The sequence below is a fragment of the Synechococcus sp. W55.2 genome (genome assembly GCF_047461635.1).
GTDB lineage: Bacteria > Cyanobacteriota > Cyanobacteriia > Thermostichales > Thermostichaceae > Thermostichus.
On the sequence record NZ_JANSHM010000061.1, the window covers coordinates 1 to 17319 of the forward strand.

The following is a 17319-nucleotide window of genomic DNA, read 5'->3' on the forward strand; positions in this document are numbered from 1 at the left end:
CGTCAGATGTTTCTAAGTGACAGGGGGTGGGTGTGGGAGTTGGTGTCGGGGTTGGAGTGGGCACAGGTGTTGGTGTGGGGGTCGGAGTTGGCGTGGGCGTGGCAACCGTGAGAGGATCCCTTGAGGAAGAGCCGCAGGCAGCCATCAGCCCGGCCAGAGCGGCGGCCAACACTGAGGAAACAAGGGAAACACGCCAACTGGTTGGGAAGTTGCGGTCAGACATTCTCAAATCTCCAGCGAAGGATCAGCAAGAATTGGGGTAGCGGTTGCAGTCTTGGTTCGGCGCCGGCCAGCTCAGGGGAACTAACGGGTATTATTCCCCAACCCTGGCCGAGAAGGAAGAGGATCCACGGCTCTGGGCCTAGTCTTGGCTCATAAGGTAGGTAATGGCGCGGTTTTGCTGCTCAACCACCTGGCGCAGCTCGGCAATGCTGGCCCGCAGCTCAGCGATGGACTCCCTAGTTTGGGCAATGGCTGCAAAAACTTGCCCAATCGCCTCTGTGTTTTGGGCAATGACTGCGAAAAGACGCTCAATGGCCTCTGTGTTCTGGACAGTAACTGTGGAAACACGCCCAATGGCCTCTGCGTTCTGACCAATGGCTGCAAAGGCTTGCCCAATGGCCTCTGTGTTCTGGGCGGTGGCTGCAAAAAGACGCTCGATGGCTTCTGTATTCCGGGCAGTGGCCTGGGCATTGGCCAGCGTCTGCTGGGCCAAGACCTCCAAGATGGCCTCCACCCGCTCCAACCGCTCGGACATGGGGTTTCTCGGCAGCTCAGGATCCCATTCTATTAGCACCCCCGCCAGCTTGGTACTGCCGCGGCAAACCATTGTACGTAGCAGCGAGCCCAGGACTGGAAAAAAAGGGAGAGACCCAGGCCTCTCCCTTAGCTGAGCTAACACAAAGATAAGATCACCTAATTTGTGACTGGTGTAGTGGAAGAACCAAAGGTATTGCCACTACCAGTAGCGTATTGGTTAATCAAGGTAAGGGGAGCACCATTAGACTTGATACCTATTGCATTATTGATGGTGAGCAGGAACTGGTTGTTAGCAATTTGCTGCGGAGTTGCACCAAGACCAGGAGGAGCAGCAATTTCAACAACGGGCTCGTTGGGTTTGTTGTAACCGCTGAAAATGTTCCCTGTCAAGATTATCGAGCCACTGGTGGCGGTACTGTTCACAGCGCGACTGGGAGTACCAGTAGTGTTATTCAAGTCAATGGTGCTGTTCTGGACGACCAGGGCACCACCCCCATGATTGACAACAGTCACTGTGGTAGTAGAATTGGCTGGTATCCGCTTAAGGTCGCTGCCTATGATGGTAACGCCGTTAGTACCGGTATCTACAACCTTTGCACCTCCTGCAGTGGTCTCGAAGTCAACTTTACTGTTAATAATCTGAGCACCCGCAGCGGTAGCCTCAATGCATACGCCGGCAGCATTAATTTTACAACTGAAAGTCACACCATCAAGCTCTCCAGCCAATTTGATAATGGATGCTCCTGCTGGACTCGTAGTCGCTACAACTGTGGAGTTCTTGAGGATTCCTTTTCCTTTAACAATAAGCTGGTCTCCCGCATTGTTACTAAGTTTGATGGTCGAATCTGTAACACTAGCTCCAGCAGCTACCGTTACCGTCTCATTAGTAGCGCCAGTGTCTACAACCCTCAGCTTGCTCGCATTGCCTTCAATGGTTAACTGTTGGCCATTGAGGTTAATCTTGATGTCGTTCACCGTGACTGCTGAGCCGATGGTAAAGTTTCCTGCTAGTTGCACCTCTGCCAACCCACCGGCTGCGGCTGGCTCCGGTTGAATTGTGATTGTCCCGTTGTTGATAGCCTTAACTTCAGTGACTCCCGCCAGGTTCTCAGGAGCGCCAACACCAACAACTTTGAGGATAACCGGCAGGTTTGGCGTAGCCTGCTGCAAGGTCTTGGCAGCCGTGAAGGCATTTGCAAAGCTGGCAGGCGTAAGGGGACTGGATCCATCTCCTGTTGCTGGTGCACTCGGCAGCACAAAGATAGTCTTGGGAGCCACGGATGGTCCTGCCGTAATGGTGGCCTTCACCGTCTTGCTGGCGATAGTAGTCGGGTAGTTGGTGGCCGTCGTGGTAGCAGCTCGCCCAATAGTGATGGTGGACTCACCAACACCCACCCCTGTTACGGTTACCACCTGAGGCGCCGTGTTCCCCTCGGGGAAGGTCAGAGTTGGCAGGTTAACCGTCGCCACCGTTGGCTTGTCGGATACCACACTGACCACTAGGTTGCCATTGAGCGGGGGCTGCGTAGGGGCTACTGAGAAGGTTACCGTCGAGCCCACCTGGGCAGAAACCTCTGTTGGCTTAACCACCAGTCCTGCCTCCAATGGGGGCTCCACCTTCACCGGCACGGTGACCGGCGGCACTCCCGCGTAGTTGGTGGCTTCACTGGTACCCGCAACTGTAACTACAATGCTGGCCGTGCCAGTAGCCGCACCTGAAACAGTTACCTGCTGAGCACTGGTGCTGCCCACCGGGAAGGTCAAGGTAGAAGAGCCGGCAATGGAGGCGATGGTGGAATCCGTGCTCACCACGCTCAGCACCAGCTTGCCACCCTCTGGGGCTACATTGGGCTTGATGTCCAAGGTAGCCGTAGAAAGAGCCGGAAGGGTTAAGCTGCTGGGAGTAACTACAATAGAAGGAGTAGGCGTCGGAGTTGGAGTGGGGGTCGAGGTGGGCGTCGGGGTCGGTGTTGGTGGAGTCTTGAAGAAGGTATCCAACTGAGTTTGAGTAACGCTTACCCCCGGAATCTTCAGGGTGCCGGATACAAAAGCGTTGACCTTGGCCGCGTCTACACCCACAGTGGACACGGCAAACAAAATGGCGGCATCCTCGCAGTTGACAACTCCGTTGCCGTTGAAGTCGGAGATAGCCGGCTTGAGAGGGTCACCTAGCCCGGTGACATCGCTGGCCGTAATCGGCCCGGCTTTCAGGGTGGTGTTGACGAAGCTGACGATCTTGGCAGCGTCGCCGGTGTTGAGGCTGCAGGCGGCAAAAAGCACTGCCGCATCCTTGATGGTGACTGAGGTCTTTACCCCGTCGTAGTAGAAGGAAAGGCCCTCGGCAACGGGAGCAGCGGTTTCGGGAACTTGAGCCGAGATGGTGGAAGGAACCTGCGTAACGGTAGGCGTGTCGGCAGAGCAGGCCGCTACCACCCCGGTTAGAGAAGAAGCCAGCGCCAAGGAGGCCAGCGTGGAACGCAAGCTGTGCTTGAGGTTGCGGTTAGACATCATCAATCTCCAAGAAGAAAGGCTCTACAACTGGTTGAAGCCTTGGCAAGCGCAGCTCAACTCACTACAGGGAAACCCACAAAGGCCTAGCTGCTAGTAGTATACCCATGCAGAAGCCAAAAAGTACAACAGGGAAACCAATCGAACGAAGAGATGCGCAAGCCAAGCGAGATGGAAAAAGCGACCTGCCACCACCAAGCAACTTTTCAGTCAGCCCAATAGAAGCAGGCCGCTGTCGCAAAGCTAGCCAAAGGCTAGTTCACCGAAATGGCAGGCCCGAAGTTGAAGTAGGTGGTGCTGCCGGGGTTGGTGGTGTTGTCAAAGGTGTTGATGGTAGTACCCCCGACCGTGATGGCCGATGGCGAAGAAATGGCAGGAGTCACCCGAATCTGGCCACCAAAGGGGATGGTAAATGGCCCTGGGAAGGTAGCCACGTTTCCAGATACGGAGGTGGAAGTGGTGATGACCGGAGCACCGCCTGGCCCCGTCACCGCCACCGTCGCGCCGGCAGGCAGGCCTGGGATATTGATCGTCACACCGCCAGGCGAAGGCGAAGGCGAAGGCGAAGGCGAAGGCGAAGGAGCTGGCGCTGGCGGCGCGCCTCCAGGCTGGAACTGCAGACCGGCCCCTGGGCCGAAGCCCACTGCCAAGCAGAGGGCATCCGACACCCCGCCAAAGACAGTAGAGGCGAAAGGAGCTAATGTCGTGCCACTCAAGAAGTTCAGAAGGCCGCCCGGGGCTCCCGCCAAGCCTTCTTGGCGACCGCACATGGCAATGCCAGGAAAGGGCGTGGGCGTGATGGTGTTGTTGAAGAAAGCCTTGAGAATGGTGCCTTCTCCGCCCAGAGCCGCCGCCGCGGTTGGCGTGAGGGTAAGACCAGGACGAGCGTAGACAGCCAGAGTGCCCTGCGGCGGCAGGTTGAAGATGTTGCCCCTCACCGAAGCCGTGGTGAAAGGAGCCAGAGTTCCCGGTGCCTGAGTCTGCCGATCCACAATGGCCGCAATGAAGCTCGGGCTGCCGATGGAAGGCTCAAAGCGGTTCTCGCGAATGGTTACCGCGTTTGGCTCAGCCGACACCACATGTACGCCAGCAACGGTGAAGCCGCGCAGCAGGTTCTTGTAAACCTCCGCCTGCGAGAAGTCGCAGACTTGCACAGAGACGTAGGACTGCGCCTGCGTAGGCCGCGTGAAATCGTTGAAGGAGACTTCTACGTTGCGGGTGGTGAGGTTGGATAGGTCACACTCGCCAATGGCTACTTGGTAAGGTGCAGCCGGCCCACCATCGTCCGGATCTGGGGAAATGCCAGTAATCCGGAAGCCGTTGCCCTCCGTTCCGCCCAACGTGGCATCAGCGGCCAGGATCTTGACCGAACGCACCGTGCTCGTGCCGTCAATGGAGTTCAAGGTCAAGCCGGGCCTGTCGGCGGGCAGAACGATTTCTTCCTCGGCCACAAAAGATCCGGGGCCAGCCGTTACCGTTGGGTTGGGACCGGCCACTTCGGCAATGGCGCGGGTGATGGAGAGGTAAACGTTGCTGGTGTTGCTGTTAAACACCAAGCCCGTGCCTCTAGCAACGATGTCACGGCGCTCCACGGCATTGAGGCCGCTGCCTCGCTCGTCGCGGATGGCATAGACGTTGGCCGCTGGGGTTGTGGGAGTAATGGTGTTGCCAGCAACGGCCACCAAGCTCAGCCCTGTAACGGCAGGCTCAATGAAAATAGCCGCCGAGCCCGCACCCACATTCTGCGGCTCCGAGGGAATCAACGTTTGCACGCTAGCGGGAGGTGCGGGGTAGCCCAAGAAGATGTTGTTGGTCTCCACCCGCAGGTTGATGCCTGCGTTGTCGCCGGCAATGCGAATACCCGCTGAGTTAGCTGCGCCAGCCACATAGAGGTTGGAGCGGGTTACTGTCAGGTTCTTAGAGGTGACGCCAGCAGCAGCTGAGCCAAAGCCAATGGCTACCCCACGGGAAGCTGGAGGGGTTTCTGTGGGGAAGAGAACGATGTCAACGCCCGTAACAGTAACTTCTGTGGCCTCCTCAGCGTTAATGCCGTACTCAATCGGTGCCAGGGAGCGGGTGTTGAGAATGCTGAAGTTCTCCAGAACAACGCCAGCGGCATTGCTGGTCACCTGTACCGGAGCGCCCGTTTCCGCACCAACCACAACCGCGTCGCCCACCAGACCCGTAGCGCCACGTACCGTCACGTTGCTGCGGTTAATCACAATGTTCTGGCGATAGACACCCGGCTGCAGAACGATGGTCAAAGGCTGCGTCCGGTCAGAAGTGGCAATGATGCGACTGATATCGCTCTCAGGCGTAACAACCACCCTGCCTGCTGGGGCTGGAGTGGGAGTTGGGGTAGGAGCTGGAGTCGGAGTTGGAGCCGGCGGCGGAGGTGGAGGAGGCACAGGCACCACAGAGCTGGCACTGTCTCCGCCACAGCCTGTCAAGATCACGGGCAGAAGCACCACGGCAGACGCCAAGGTTAGAGAACCAAGTGACTTCAACAGCCACTTATGCGTTTTTCCGTTCATTTTTCTCCTCTTAACCAAAAAAGTAGGGTTCGGCTGAACACTTCCCTTAACTTACCCGATCAACCAACCCGAAGCAACTGAGAAGGCTAAGGGCTTGATACTCGGATGGGAGACGCACACACGCCTGTGTCAGCGGTTGCTCTGGTTACTCCGTAAATCATACAGTCAGATCCGCCCAACTTGGCAAGTCTTGCCATTTTTTTTCCAGGTGCAACCCAGGAGCTACAGGGATCCCTGCCAAGTCCAAGTTGAACAGAGAGGATTGCGGAAGAATGACCGGTGGGATCTGCGGCAGTTCTGCCATCGGAGCCGAGGTTCACCCTTCATGCAGACGCTGCGGGCTAACAGCCCTCTTGAGCAGCCAGAACCCTTACCCGGCAAGCTTTCCCGGATCCACCTGCAAAAAACCGGAAGATTTGCCTATTTCCTCACAAAAGGGTGCTTGATCTGGGGCAGAAGGGTGGCAGGATGAGGAGTGGATGTTTTTTCTGGAGACCCAACCAGGATGGCTACCTATAAGGTCACTCTGATCAACGAGGAGCAAGGCTTAAACGTCACCATCGATGTGCCGGATGACGAGTACATTTTGGACGTGGCGGAAGAGCAAGGGATCGAGCTGCCCTATTCCTGCCGCGCCGGTGCCTGTTCGACCTGTGCCGGCAAGCTGGTGAGCGGCACAGTGGATCAAAGCGATCAGTCCTTCCTGGACGATGATCAGATCGAGCAGGGCTATGTGCTGACCTGTGTGGCTTACCCTACCTCCGACTGCACCATCATCACCCACCAAGAAGAAGCCCTTTACTGATCGAGCTTGAATTTCCGTCCTCACCCCCGGCCCCTCTTTATTAAAGAGAGAGGGGTTTTTGTTTTGGGTGGCCCAAGCGCTCCGCGCCGCTGACACAACCACCCCCAGCCCCTCTCCCAGGGCAAGAGGGGAGATTCAGGGTGGTAGGATTTCCTTATTCTGCAACACCCGACAACCATGACGCCTGAGCAAGAGCAGTGGCTGATTCAAGCCATCCAAGAGTTACAAGCCTCCCAAAGAGAATTGCAGGCTGCCCAGCAGGAGCTGCGCCTTGTCCAACAAAACCAGCAGGTTTTGATTCAAGAGCTGCGGGAAGGACAGGCGATGCTGGCGCAGTTCTTTCGCGAGTCAATGGATCGGTTTGACGAGCGCACCCGGGCTATTGAACGGCGCACGGAAGCTCTGGAACGGCGCACCGACGAGATGGCTCAAGAGATGCGGGAGATGCGGCAAGAGATTCGGGATCTGCGCCGCGATTTTCTGGAACGGCGTTAGCTTCCATCCAACCGTGGCCCAAGCGCTCACAGCCCCGCTCCCAGGGGAAGAGAGGGGTTGTGTGAGATACAGGGCTAGCATGGCAACAGAGAAACTTTTGGCCGAGACGGTGTATGGCTTGGGCAAGGGGATCCGTTTCTGCACCCTCAACAGCTCGCCTGAGGTTGGCCGAATACCTTGTTTATTCGGATGGCGGGGATACCCGCTATGAGCTGGTGGCGGGAGAGTTGGTTCCCATGGCCCTTCCAACCGGACGGCATGTGCAAATTCAAAAGTTTCTCAGCCAAGTTTTTGAGGCAGAGATTGCACGGCAGCAGTTGCCCTGGACAACGATACAGGGAGGCTTGGGGATCCAGTCGCCACGGGGCAATCGGTGGGATTCGGTGCGGATTCCCGATGGGGTGGTGCTGCCTTTGGAGCAATGGCAGGAGATGGGATCCCGGGAGGCGTTGATTCGGCTAGAGGAGCCGCCGCCGCTGCTGGTGGTGGAGGTGGTGAGTGAGGCCAGCCGGGCAGCAGATTACCGGGCCAAGCGGGCAGAGTACTGCGTTTTGGGGATCGGCGAGTATTGGATTGTGGATCCGCTGGAAGAAAAAGTAAGCCTGCTGCTGCTCCATGAAGGCTGGTACGATGTGCTGGAGCTGAAGGGATCCGAGCGGGTGCCCTCGAAGGTTTTTGCGGGGTTGGAGTTGCAGGCGGGGGAGATCTTGGCTGCGGATTCGGGTTATTCTGGTAAAGCCACGGGGAGTTAGCTCAGTTGGTAGAGCGCTGCGATCGCACCGCAGAGGTCAGGGATTCGAGTTCCCTACTCTCCATCCATTTCCTGCAAGGGGAGAGGAGAGGCTCAGAGTGTTAGGATTTTTCCATTCTTGAACGCCCGCTAACCATGACACCTGAGCAAGAGGAGTGGCTGATTCGCGCCATCCAGGAGCTGCAAGCTTCCCAAAGAGAATTGCAAGCTGCCCAGCAGGAGCTGCGTCTTGTCCAACAAAACCAGCAGCTTCTCATTCAAGAGCTGCGCGAGGGGCAGGCGATGCTGGCGCAGTTCTTTCGCGAGTCGATGGCTCGCTTTGACGAGCGCACCCGGGCTATCGAACGACGCACGGAAGCTGTGGAGCGCCGCACCGAAGCTCTGGAACGGCGCACCGACGAGATGGCTCAAGAGATGCGGGAGATGCGGCAGGAGATTCGGGATCTGCGCCGCGACTTTTTGGAGCGGCGGTAGCGGCCCTCACCCCTGACCCCTCTCCCTCAGGGAGAGGGGAATGAGGTTAGGAAGGGATCCCGTCTGGACTAACCTAGAAGGAACTTTAGTCTGGCTCAGCAGCCTTTGCCTTTCCTTGCGAGTTTAGCTATGTCCGTGATCCGCGCCCTACACAGCCAGTTGGCGACCAAAGAGCGCTCGGCGGAAGAGATTGCCCGCGAATACCTGGAGCGCCTGCACCAACTGGAGCCGCAGCTCAAGAGCTTTATTACCATCACCGAGGAACTGGCCCTACAACAGGCCAGGGCGGTGGATGCCCGCATTCGGGCCGGGGAGGAGATCGGCCCTTTGGCCGGGATCCCACTTGCCGTCAAAGACAACCTCTGTACCCAAGGGATCCGCACCACCTGTGCCTCCCGGATGCTGGAGGGGTTCATTCCCCCCTACGAGTCAACAGTGACGGCGCGGCTGGCGGCTGCGGGCATGGTGACGGTGGGCAAGACCAACCTAGACGAGTTTGCCATGGGCAGCTCCACGGAAAACTCCGCCTTTCAGCGCACCGCCAATCCCTGGGATCTGACGCGGGTGCCAGGGGGATCCTCTGGGGGATCGGCGGCGGCGGTGGCTGCCGACCAAGCGGTGGTGGCCCTGGGCTCAGATACGGGGGGATCCATCCGCCAACCGGCAGCTTTTTGTGGGGTGGTGGGCCTGAAGCCCACCTATGGGCTGGTGTCCCGCTACGGGCTGGTGGCTTTTGCCTCGTCTTTGGATCAGGTGGGGCCGTTTGGGCGCACGGTGGAGGATGTGGCCTTGCTGCTGCAGGGGATCGCCGGCCATGACCCGATGGACTCCACCAGCCTGAAGGTGGATATCCCGGACTATAGCCAGGCTCTGATCCCGGACATCAAGGGGTTCAAAATCGGGGTGATCCGCGACTTGCTGGGAGAAGGATGTGAGGAGGAGACCCGCGCTGCCGTCCAAGCAGCCATTCAACATCTGCAAGAACTGGGGGCCGAGATCCTGGAGATCGACTGCCCCAGTTTTCGCTATGGCCTGGCCACCTATTACATCATTGCCCCTTCGGAAGCCTCTGCCAACTTGGCCCGCTATGACGGGGTGAAATACGGCCTGCGGGAACCTGCCGACTCGCTGCTGGCCATGTATGGCAAGACCCGCGCCCATGGCTTTGGGCCGGAAGTCAAGCGGCGCATCATGATCGGCACCTATGCCCTCTCCTCGGGGTACTACGACGCCTACTACCTCAAGGCTCAGAAGGTGCGCACCCTCATCAAGCAGGACTTCCTCAAGGCTTTCGAGAAGGTGGATGTGCTGGTCAGCCCCACTACCCCCACCCCGGCCTTCAAGATCGGCGAGCGGGAGGATCCCCTCAGCATGTACCTCTGCGACCTGATGACGATCCCGGTGAACCTGGCGGGTTTGCCGGGGCTGAGCCTGCCCTGCGGGTTTGCCGATGGGCTGCCCATTGGCCTGCAAATTGTGGGCAATGCCCTACAGGAGAGCAAGGTGCTGCGGGTGGCCTATGCCTATGAGCAAAGCACCGACTGGCACAAGCGACGGCCCCCGCTAGGGCAGCCCTCAGTTGAAGAGGGCCAGGGATCCGATCCCGGCCAACCTCAAGCCAAGCGCAGATCCGGCAAAAGGAGCAAAAAATCCAAAAGCTGAGGCGGGAAGGGCGGCAACTAGGCCATGCCCATCTGGTTGGCCGCTGAAAAGCGTTCCATAAAGCGCAGGAAGCGATCCCACTCTGCCTCGGTTTCCATGTCGTAGGTCACTTCCAGGGCTTTGAATTCCCCGTTCAGGAACTTGGCCCTGATGTTGCGGGTGGTCAGCTCCCCTTCCTCATCGATCATCCGCATGCCGAGGATGTTTTGCGTATCGGATTTTAGATCCTCGAAGCGGAAAATCGCGGATCCCCGGTTGCCGGTCTTGGATTTCAGCACTCGCACCTGGGTGGGCACCTCTTGGATGCCGGGGGAGAACTCGATACTGGCCATGATGTCCTACGAAACACGATGATTTAAGCCATTATAACCGGCCAATCCCCGCATCCTGCTCCAGAAAATCTCTCAGCTCCTGGGCCGTCATCTGCTCCAGGTGATGGCCGGCCTGCCGTTGGGCTTCTGCCACATCGGGGATCCGGTCGCACAGGGCGCCAACCCGAAGGGGAAGAGGCTGGGCTGCCAACCCAGCGCGCGCTGCCGGAGTCACCTGGCCACAGAGGATGAGCAGGGGTTTTTGGGCTTGGATAGCCTGCTCCAGCACGGCCCCCACCACCTTTCCCATCGTGCTTTGTTCGTCGAGGCAGCCCTCTCCGGTGACGACCAGATGGCAGCGGCGGATGCGCTCCGGCAGGGCCAATTGCCGCGCCAAGAGCTGGATCCCGGACTCCAGAGTGGCCTCCAAAAAAGCCACCAGACCTGCTCCTAAGCCGCCTGCGGCTCCGGCCCCCGGGATCCCGGCCACGGCCTGGCCCAAATCTCGCTCCACCACTTGAGCCCACTGCTGCAGCGCCTGCTCCAACTGCTGCACCTGGGAAGGGGTGGCGCCCTTCTGGGGGGCAAAGACGGCGGCGGCTCCCAACGGGCCAGTGAGGGGGTTTTGCACATCGCAGAGGCCGCGGACCCGTTTCCCCTGCCAAACAGGCTGTTCGGGGGGCTCGATGCGCGCCAGCCGGGCCAGCTCCGCCCCACCCCAGCCGATGGGATCCCCAGCTCCATCCAACAGGCGATAGCCTAAGGCCTGCGCCATGCCCGCCCCTCCATCCACGGTGGCGGATCCCCCCAGACCTATCCAGATCTCAGCGATGGGATCGCGGCAAACAGCCCGCAGCAGCTCCCCCAGGCCGTAGGTGGTGGTGCGGGTGGGTCCCGCCGCTCCGGTGGCACCAAAGTCAGGCCAGCCACCTGGGCCAGCTCCAGCAGGGCCAGCTCCCCCGCTACCCCATACTCTGCCCACACGGGATCCCCCAGGGGGCCGGTGACCCACAGACCCTTTTTCTCTCCCCCCAGCGTCGGCAGCAATACCTCTAGGGTGCCCTCTCCCCCATCCGCCAAGGGGAGCCGCTCCACCTCGGCCTCCGGCAGCACCTGTTGGATCCCGCGGGCCATGCTCTCTGCCGCCGCCGTGGCTGTTAGGGATCCCTTAAAACTATCCGGGCAAACCAAAATCCGCCGCGGTGGGCTGCTGAACTGGGATCCCTTTGCCTGGAAACCCGCATCCAGCATGGAACCTCCTCGGGCGGCGCTAAAAGGTGGATTGCAAGCCTAGCCCTCCTCCTCTGCTGGCGAAGGCTGATCCGCGCTGGCAGGCTGGGAGGCACTGCCCAAAGATTGCTCCAGGGCTAGGCGCTGCTCCATGACCCGCAGGAAATAGCCGCCCATCATCGCGCCGGAGAGCATTTTGGCCAAGCTCTCGCGGTTGGTGATGATCTGAACCCCGAATTGATCGGAGGGCAAGCTCCCCACCAAGCTGCGGATGTTGTGGCCCAAGATCTCCAGCACTTCTGGGGAAGAATTGCGGGCAATATCCTGAAAGACGCTGGGATCCTGAGATTGCAAGTATTGCCAGAGCCGGTTGTCGGGGCTCGGAGTTTGCAATGCCTCAAAACCAGGGATGAAGTTCAACGGGCTCGCCATGGAGTAACCCAGCTCCACAAACACAGCAGATGCCATCCCAACTGGGCCGCTCGGCCTGATCCCACAGGCCTTTGCCGTTCCCGGAATTTGGGCTATCCCAAAGGTAACACCCCATCCTTACCCTCTCCGGTACGGGATCCCACCCTTCTGCGGCGGCAAATGCCGTACCTAAGTAACGGCCGGGGATCAAGCGCTGGCTTCTGAGGTCTCCTCCTCGGCAACCAAGGCAGCGGGTACCACTGTAACTCCCACAATGCTGTCTTCCGGATCCAGGCGCTGCACCAGCACCCCGGTCGCCTCGCGGGACTGGGTGGGAATGGCCTTGGCCAACTGGCGCATGACAATGCCCCTGGCGGTTACCAACAGGATCTCGTCTTCGGCATTGACGATGCGCAGGGCCGCCAGCTCGTCCGACGCCTGGCGGAACTTGGTGGCGATCACCCCCTTGCCGCCGCGGTTTTGCTGGCGGAAATTGTCGATGGCCGAGCGCTTGCCCCGCCCTTCTTTGGTGATCACCAGCACCCAAGGGTTAGCCAGCTTCTCCCCCTCTCGCTCGGCAGCCATCACCGATTCGGCAGAGATAATATCCATGCTGACGATGTCATCGCCGGCGTTGAGGGTAATGGCCCGCACGCCCCGGGTGGCCCGTCCCAGAGGGCGCAGTTGCTCGTCATCCGCCGGGAAGCGAATGGACATGCCTTGGCGGGTCGCCATGACCACATCATCGCTGGAGCGGGCGCGGCGCACCCAGCGCAGTTCGTCGTTTTCTTCCAGAGAGATGGCAATCAGGCCGTTGGAGCGTACATTGGCAAAGGCGCTGAGGGCCGTTTTTTTGATGTAGCCGCCGCGGGTGAGCATCACCAGATATTCGTCGTCGCTGAACTGGCTCACCGGCACCATGGACGTAACCCGCTCTTCCCGGGTGATCGGCAGCAACTGAACGATGGCGCTGCCGCGGGCGGCGCGGCTCCCCTGGGGGATCTGGTGGGCGGGCAGGGTATAGACTACGCCCCGATTGGTGAAAAAGAGGATGGTGTCGTGGCTGCGACAGGCAAAAAACTGTTCGATGGCATCGTCTTCTTTGATGCGGGCGCCGGCTTTGCCGCGGGTGGCTCGCCCCTGCACCTGGAACTCCTCAAGGCCCATGCGCTTGATATAGCCCTGCTCGGTTAGAAAGATAACCGTCTCCCGATTTTCGATCAGATCATCCGTTCCCAGCTCCCCATCCTCCAAACAGAGGCGGGAACGGCGCGGGCTGGCAAAGCGGGCTTTGAGCTGCTGCAGCTCTTCGCTGATGATCTGCATCACCCGTTCTCGGCGGGCCAGAATATCCCGCAGGTCGGCAATTTGCCTCACCAAGTCTTCGTGCTCGGCCTGGATTTTTTCCGCTTCCAGGGCGGTGAGGCGGCGCAGCTGCATCTGCAGGATCCCGTCGGCTTGGGCTTCACTCAGGCCCAACACCGCCTGCAATTCCTCTCGGGCTGTGGCGGTATCGGCGGCTCCCCGAATGAGGGCAATCACCCGATCCAACTGCCCCAAAGCCAAGAGATAGCCCTGCAGCAGGTGATCTCGCTCTTCGGCTTTTTGCAGCTCGTAGCGGGTGCGCCGCTCGATCACCTCTTCCCGAAAATCCAGAAAAGCCTGCAGCGCGTCCCGCAGGGTCAGGGTGCGCGGCTCGCCGTTGAGGATGGCCAGCATGTTGACCCCGAAGTTGGCCTGCAGGGGGGTTTGCTTGTAGAGGTTGTTGAGCACCACCTGCGGCTGGGCATCCCGCTTTAGCTCGATCACCACCCGCATGCCGCTGCGGTCGCTCTCGTCGCGGATGTCGGCAATGCCTTCCAGTTTTTTCTCGTTGACCAGCTCGGCGATCTTCTCGATCATGGCTGCCTTGTTGGTCTGGTAGGGCAGTTCGGTGATAATGATGGCGTCCCGAACCGGTCGGCCCCGCTGCTCGATCGTCTCCACCCTGGCCACCCCCCGCAGGGTGATGGAGCCGCGCCCGGTGGTGTAGGCTTCGCGGATGCCCTCCTGGCCCATGATCAGCGCCCCGGTGGGGAAGTCGGGGGCCGGGATCCACTGCATCAACTCCAGGCTGGTCAGGTTGGGGTTGTGGATGAGGGCAATCAGGCCGTCCACCAATTCGCTCAAGTTGTGAGGCGGGATGTTGGTGGCCATGCCCACGGCGATGCCGGAAGAGCCGTTTAAGAGCAGTTGCGGGATCCGCGCCGGCAGCACCAGGGGTTCTTGCTGGGATCCGTCGTAGTTGCCGACAAAATCGACAGTGTTGGCGTCAATATCTTGGAGCAGGGCTTCTTGGGCAAAGGCAGTCAGCCGACACTCGGTATAGCGCATGGCTGCCGGCGGATCGTTGTCCACAGAGCCGAAGTTGCCATGCCCATCCACCAGCCGCTCCCGCATGGAGAAATCTTGAGCCATGCGCACCAGCGCATCATAGACGGCCTGATCCCCATGGGGATGGTATTTCCCGATCACATCCCCCACCACGCGGGCACACTTGCGGAAGGGGCGATCCGCCGTCAGGCCCAACTCGTGCATAGCGTAGAGAATGCGGCGGTGCACCGGCTTCAGGCCATCCCGCGCATCTGGCAAAGCCCTCCCGACGATCACGCTCATGGCGTATTCCAGGTAGGACTGCGACATCTCCCGCTGCAGGTCGGTGGAGATGATGCGCGCCGTCGATTCGTTGTCGCTCATGGGGTTGGGTTATCGTTGAGGGATCCCAGTCGGCCTTGGCGCAGTGGGTTCATGGAAGTTTATCGAGAAGCCAACCTTGGCCGTGGCAGAGTAAACTACCCGACCCTGACTGCTTCGCAGTACGGGGCGGGCTTTCGGTAGCCCTGCAGTTAGTAAACTAACCACGAGCCTCTGGGCTGGTTTACGGGCAGCCCCAATCGACCGTTACCAGTGCCCTAAACAGCCGTTTCTGGTGTCCGCAGAATTATTATAGCATTCCTCCCGACACTGACCCTACGGGTACAGTGCGGGGCTCCTGCGCTAGTAAGCTGAAGGTGATTGAATTGAGCAGAAAGCTTTTGTATTCCCAGTCTACCATTCGCCCTTTGTGAAGGCCGGCTGACTTCCAGTAGGAGAGGCTCGGTGGTTCATCGGCGGCCCTCTCTACAGCCTCATGGATCGAGATTTACAGGTGGGCCAAGCGGAGCTGATCATTACCCTGACCGGCATCGACGACACCTTTTCCCAAACCATCCATGCTCGCCACTCCTACTTGGCCGATGAGATTCTCTGGAACCACCGATTTGCCGATATTCTCCACCTGGACAGCAATGGGCATCGCTATGTGGATTACTCCCACTTTCACACCACTCTGCCAGCTTGAGCCCCATGCCTCACTCTGAGTGGGATCCAGATAGGGATCCCTGAGGGAAATCATAGAAGAAAACCTATCATCTAGCGTGATCTCTATAGTAACGTTCAATGATAGGCTGCCCATAGCGTGGAGGGCTTTGGGGCATGCTGAGGCAAGCGAAAGAACAACAGTCCGGCGGCAAGAGATTTCTGGATTGGCACCGACGTCTGAGCCTAGACAACTGGCGCGGGGATCTCTTCGGCGGGCTGACGACAGCGATTGTTTCCTTGCCGATGGCCTTGGCCTTTGGGGTGGCTTCGGGGGCAGGGCCGGTGGCGGGCTTGTACGGAGCAGTATGCGTGGGCTTTTTTGCGGCTCTGTTTGGGGGTACGCCCACGCTCATCTCCGAACCCACCGGGCCGATGACTGTGATGATGACGGCGGTGGTTGCTAATGTTACAGCTCGTTACCCGGAGCAGGGGCTGGGGCCGGCCTTCACCGTGGTGATGCTGGGGGGCTTATTTCAGATCCTGTTTGGATCCCTGAAACTGGGCAAGTACATCACCCTCATGCCCTACAGCGTTATTTCCGGCTTTATGTCCGGGATCGGCTGGATCATGATTTTGCTGCAGATCCCGCCGCTTTTGGGCCACGCCAGCCAGGGGGGAGTGATTGGGGCGGTGCAGAACCTGCCGACCTACCTGCTCAACCTCAAGATGCCAGAGCTGGGGCTGGGGCTGCTGACGCTTGCTATCCTTTTTGGCTATCCCAAGCCCTGGCGACGGGTGGTGCCGCCGCAGTTGGTGGCTTTGCTCGTGGGCACGCTGGCGGCCAGCTTGTTTATGGCCGATTGGGATTTGCGGCGCATTGGCCCCATCCCCACCGGTTTGCCGCAGTTGCAGTGGCCGCAGTTGCCCTTTGCTTCTCTAGCTAACCTGGTGCTGGATGGAGTGGTGCTGGGGATGCTGGGCTGCATCGATACCCTCTTGACGGCAGTCATTGCCGATAACCTCACCCGCACCCGCCACGACTCCGACCAAGAGCTGATCGGGCAGGGGATCGCCAATATTGTCTCTGGCTTCCTGGGGGGCTTACCGGGAGCCGGCGCCACCATGGGCACAGTGGTGAACATCCAGTCGGGCGGACGTACCCCTCTAGCCGGCATTACCCGAGCGTTAATCCTGCTGATGGTGGTGCTGTTTGCCGCTCCCCTCACGCAAGGGATCCCAATGGCGGTGCTGGCAGGGATCGCCTTTAAGGTGGGGGTGGATATCCTCGACTGGAGCTTCCTCAAGCGGGCCCACCGCCTTTCCCTCAAAGGGGCAGCCATCATGTACGGAGTGATGTTCATGACGGTGTTTGTGGATCTCATCGCTGCAGTGGGAGTGGGAGTGTTTGTGGCCAACTTGCTCACCATTCAACGCCTCAGCGAGATCCACTCCGAAGAGGTGAAAGCCATTACCGATGCCGATGATGCGGTGGATCTCACTCCCCGTGAGAGGGAATTGCTACGCCAGGGACGCGGCCAGGTGTTGCTGTTTTACCTGAGCGGGCCGATGATCTTCGGGGTTTCCCAAGCCATTTCCCGCCAACATCAGGCGGTGGCCTCCTGCCAAGCGCTGGTGGTGGATCTATCAGATGTGCCGATGCTGGGAGTTTCGGCGACGCTATCCTTGGAAAATGCCATCCGCGAGGCCCTGGATCGGGGCAAACAGGTGTGGATTGTTGGGGCCAAGGGCCGGATCCGGCAGCGCCTAGAAAGCCTGCATCTGCCACTGTCCCCAGAGCGGTTTGTGGACAGCCGTGAGGTGGCCTTGGCCGAGGCTGTTGCCCAGTTGGGCTTGCCGCTCGAGGCCAGTCCCCTGGTTTGAGTAACCCCAATTGGCCTGAGCCACAAAGCTGCGGGATCCGTTTGCCAGATCTAGGTTGTGTTGATCTTTCATTTGAGCCAAGAGAGAGCACTGACGAGATAGAGAAAACTCAAGAAGTTCCTGGCCAATTTGTCAAAACGAGAAAATAGATGCCGGTAC

The 17319-nt window shown here is 59.4% G+C and carries 13 protein-coding genes, 1 tRNA gene and 2 pseudogenes; 8 read left to right on the plus strand and 8 right to left on the minus strand.

The annotated features are described in order from the left end of the window. Positions 1 to 361 precede the first annotated feature (361 nt). The 3 genes from NW828_RS11170 to NW828_RS11180 all read right to left on the minus strand — a co-directional run bounded on the left by NW828_RS11170 (position 362) and on the right by NW828_RS11180 (position 5594). Entirely contained in the window at positions 362 to 757 is a 396-nt protein-coding gene (locus NW828_RS11170) for a hypothetical protein (protein ID WP_414383927.1), read from the minus strand. A gap of 158 nt (positions 758 to 915) precedes the next feature. After that, a complete protein-coding gene (locus NW828_RS11175; RefSeq protein ID WP_414383929.1) occupies positions 916 to 3267 on the minus strand; it encodes a hypothetical protein in 2352 nt (783 codons plus the stop codon). A 254-nt stretch (positions 3268 to 3521) separates the two neighbouring features. Beyond that, complete coding sequence (locus tag NW828_RS11180) at positions 3522 to 5594, minus strand: hypothetical protein (RefSeq protein ID WP_414383932.1); 2073 nt, start codon at positions 5592 to 5594, stop codon at positions 3522 to 3524. 712 nt (positions 5595 to 6306) lie between these two features. Here NW828_RS11180 and NW828_RS11185 point away from each other — a divergent pair. From NW828_RS11185 to gatA, 6 genes are all read left to right on the plus strand, one after another. After that, the gene (locus NW828_RS11185) at positions 6307 to 6606 is read left to right on the plus strand and encodes a ferredoxin (protein ID WP_011433206.1); all 300 of its coding nucleotides are present in this window, start codon (positions 6307 to 6309) and stop codon (positions 6604 to 6606) included. A 177-nt stretch (positions 6607 to 6783) separates the two neighbouring features. Further along, complete coding sequence (locus NW828_RS11190) at positions 6784 to 7101, plus strand: hypothetical protein (RefSeq protein ID WP_414383934.1); 318 nt, start codon at positions 6784 to 6786, stop codon at positions 7099 to 7101. Between the two features lie 113 nt (positions 7102 to 7214). Beyond that, positions 7215 to 7853 carry a Uma2 family endonuclease gene (locus NW828_RS11195; RefSeq protein ID WP_414383936.1) on the plus strand — a complete coding sequence of 213 codons (639 nt, stop codon included), beginning with the start codon at positions 7215 to 7217 and terminating at the stop codon, positions 7851 to 7853. Then, positions 7844 to 7916, plus strand: a tRNA-Ala gene (locus tag NW828_RS11200). Before NW828_RS11195 ends, NW828_RS11200 begins: the two co-directional genes overlap by 10 nt. Before the next feature lie 71 nt (positions 7917 to 7987). After that, complete coding sequence (locus NW828_RS11205; protein ID WP_414383938.1) at positions 7988 to 8326, plus strand: hypothetical protein; 339 nt, start codon at positions 7988 to 7990, stop codon at positions 8324 to 8326. A gap of 129 nt (positions 8327 to 8455) precedes the next feature. After that, positions 8456 to 9988, plus strand: coding sequence for an Asp-tRNA(Asn)/Glu-tRNA(Gln) amidotransferase subunit GatA (gene gatA, locus NW828_RS11210; RefSeq protein WP_414383940.1), 1533 nt, complete (start codon positions 8456 to 8458; stop codon positions 9986 to 9988). Between the two features lie 17 nt (positions 9989 to 10005). Here the strand turns inward: gatA and psb28 are convergent, their stop codons facing one another. The 4 genes and pseudogenes from psb28 to gyrA form a co-directional block, all read right to left on the minus strand. Next, the gene (psb28, locus tag NW828_RS11215; protein WP_011433213.1) at positions 10006 to 10320 is read right to left on the minus strand and encodes a photosystem II reaction center protein Psb28; all 315 of its coding nucleotides are present in this window, start codon (positions 10318 to 10320) and stop codon (positions 10006 to 10008) included. A 31-nt stretch (positions 10321 to 10351) separates the two neighbouring features. Continuing rightward, positions 10352 to 11550 (minus strand): annotated as a pseudogene (locus tag NW828_RS11220) (glycerate kinase). A gap of 39 nt (positions 11551 to 11589) precedes the next feature. Beyond that, complete coding sequence (locus tag NW828_RS11225; RefSeq protein WP_414330541.1) at positions 11590 to 11961, minus strand: DUF760 domain-containing protein; 372 nt, start codon at positions 11959 to 11961, stop codon at positions 11590 to 11592. A 186-nt stretch (positions 11962 to 12147) separates the two neighbouring features. Next, positions 12148 to 14676 (minus strand): DNA gyrase subunit A, encoded by a 2529-nt coding sequence (gene gyrA, locus NW828_RS11230; RefSeq protein WP_414383942.1) that lies wholly within the window; start codon positions 14674 to 14676, stop codon positions 12148 to 12150. 409 nt (positions 14677 to 15085) lie between these two features. Here gyrA and NW828_RS11235 point away from each other — a divergent pair, with 409 nt between their 5' ends. Together NW828_RS11235 and NW828_RS11240 are read left to right on the plus strand one after the other, a co-directional pair. Next, the gene (locus NW828_RS11235; RefSeq protein ID WP_414383944.1) at positions 15086 to 15319 is read left to right on the plus strand and encodes a hypothetical protein; all 234 of its coding nucleotides are present in this window, start codon (positions 15086 to 15088) and stop codon (positions 15317 to 15319) included. Between the two features lie 134 nt (positions 15320 to 15453). Further along, positions 15454 to 17160, plus strand: a complete 1707-nt coding sequence (locus NW828_RS11240; protein WP_414383943.1) for a SulP family inorganic anion transporter — start codon at positions 15454 to 15456, stop codon at positions 17158 to 17160. A 68-nt stretch (positions 17161 to 17228) separates the two neighbouring features. On the opposite strand, the pseudogene NW828_RS11245 reads toward NW828_RS11240, so the two are convergent. Then, positions 17229 to 17319 (minus strand): annotated as a pseudogene (locus NW828_RS11245) (IS5/IS1182 family transposase); the annotation flags it as partial.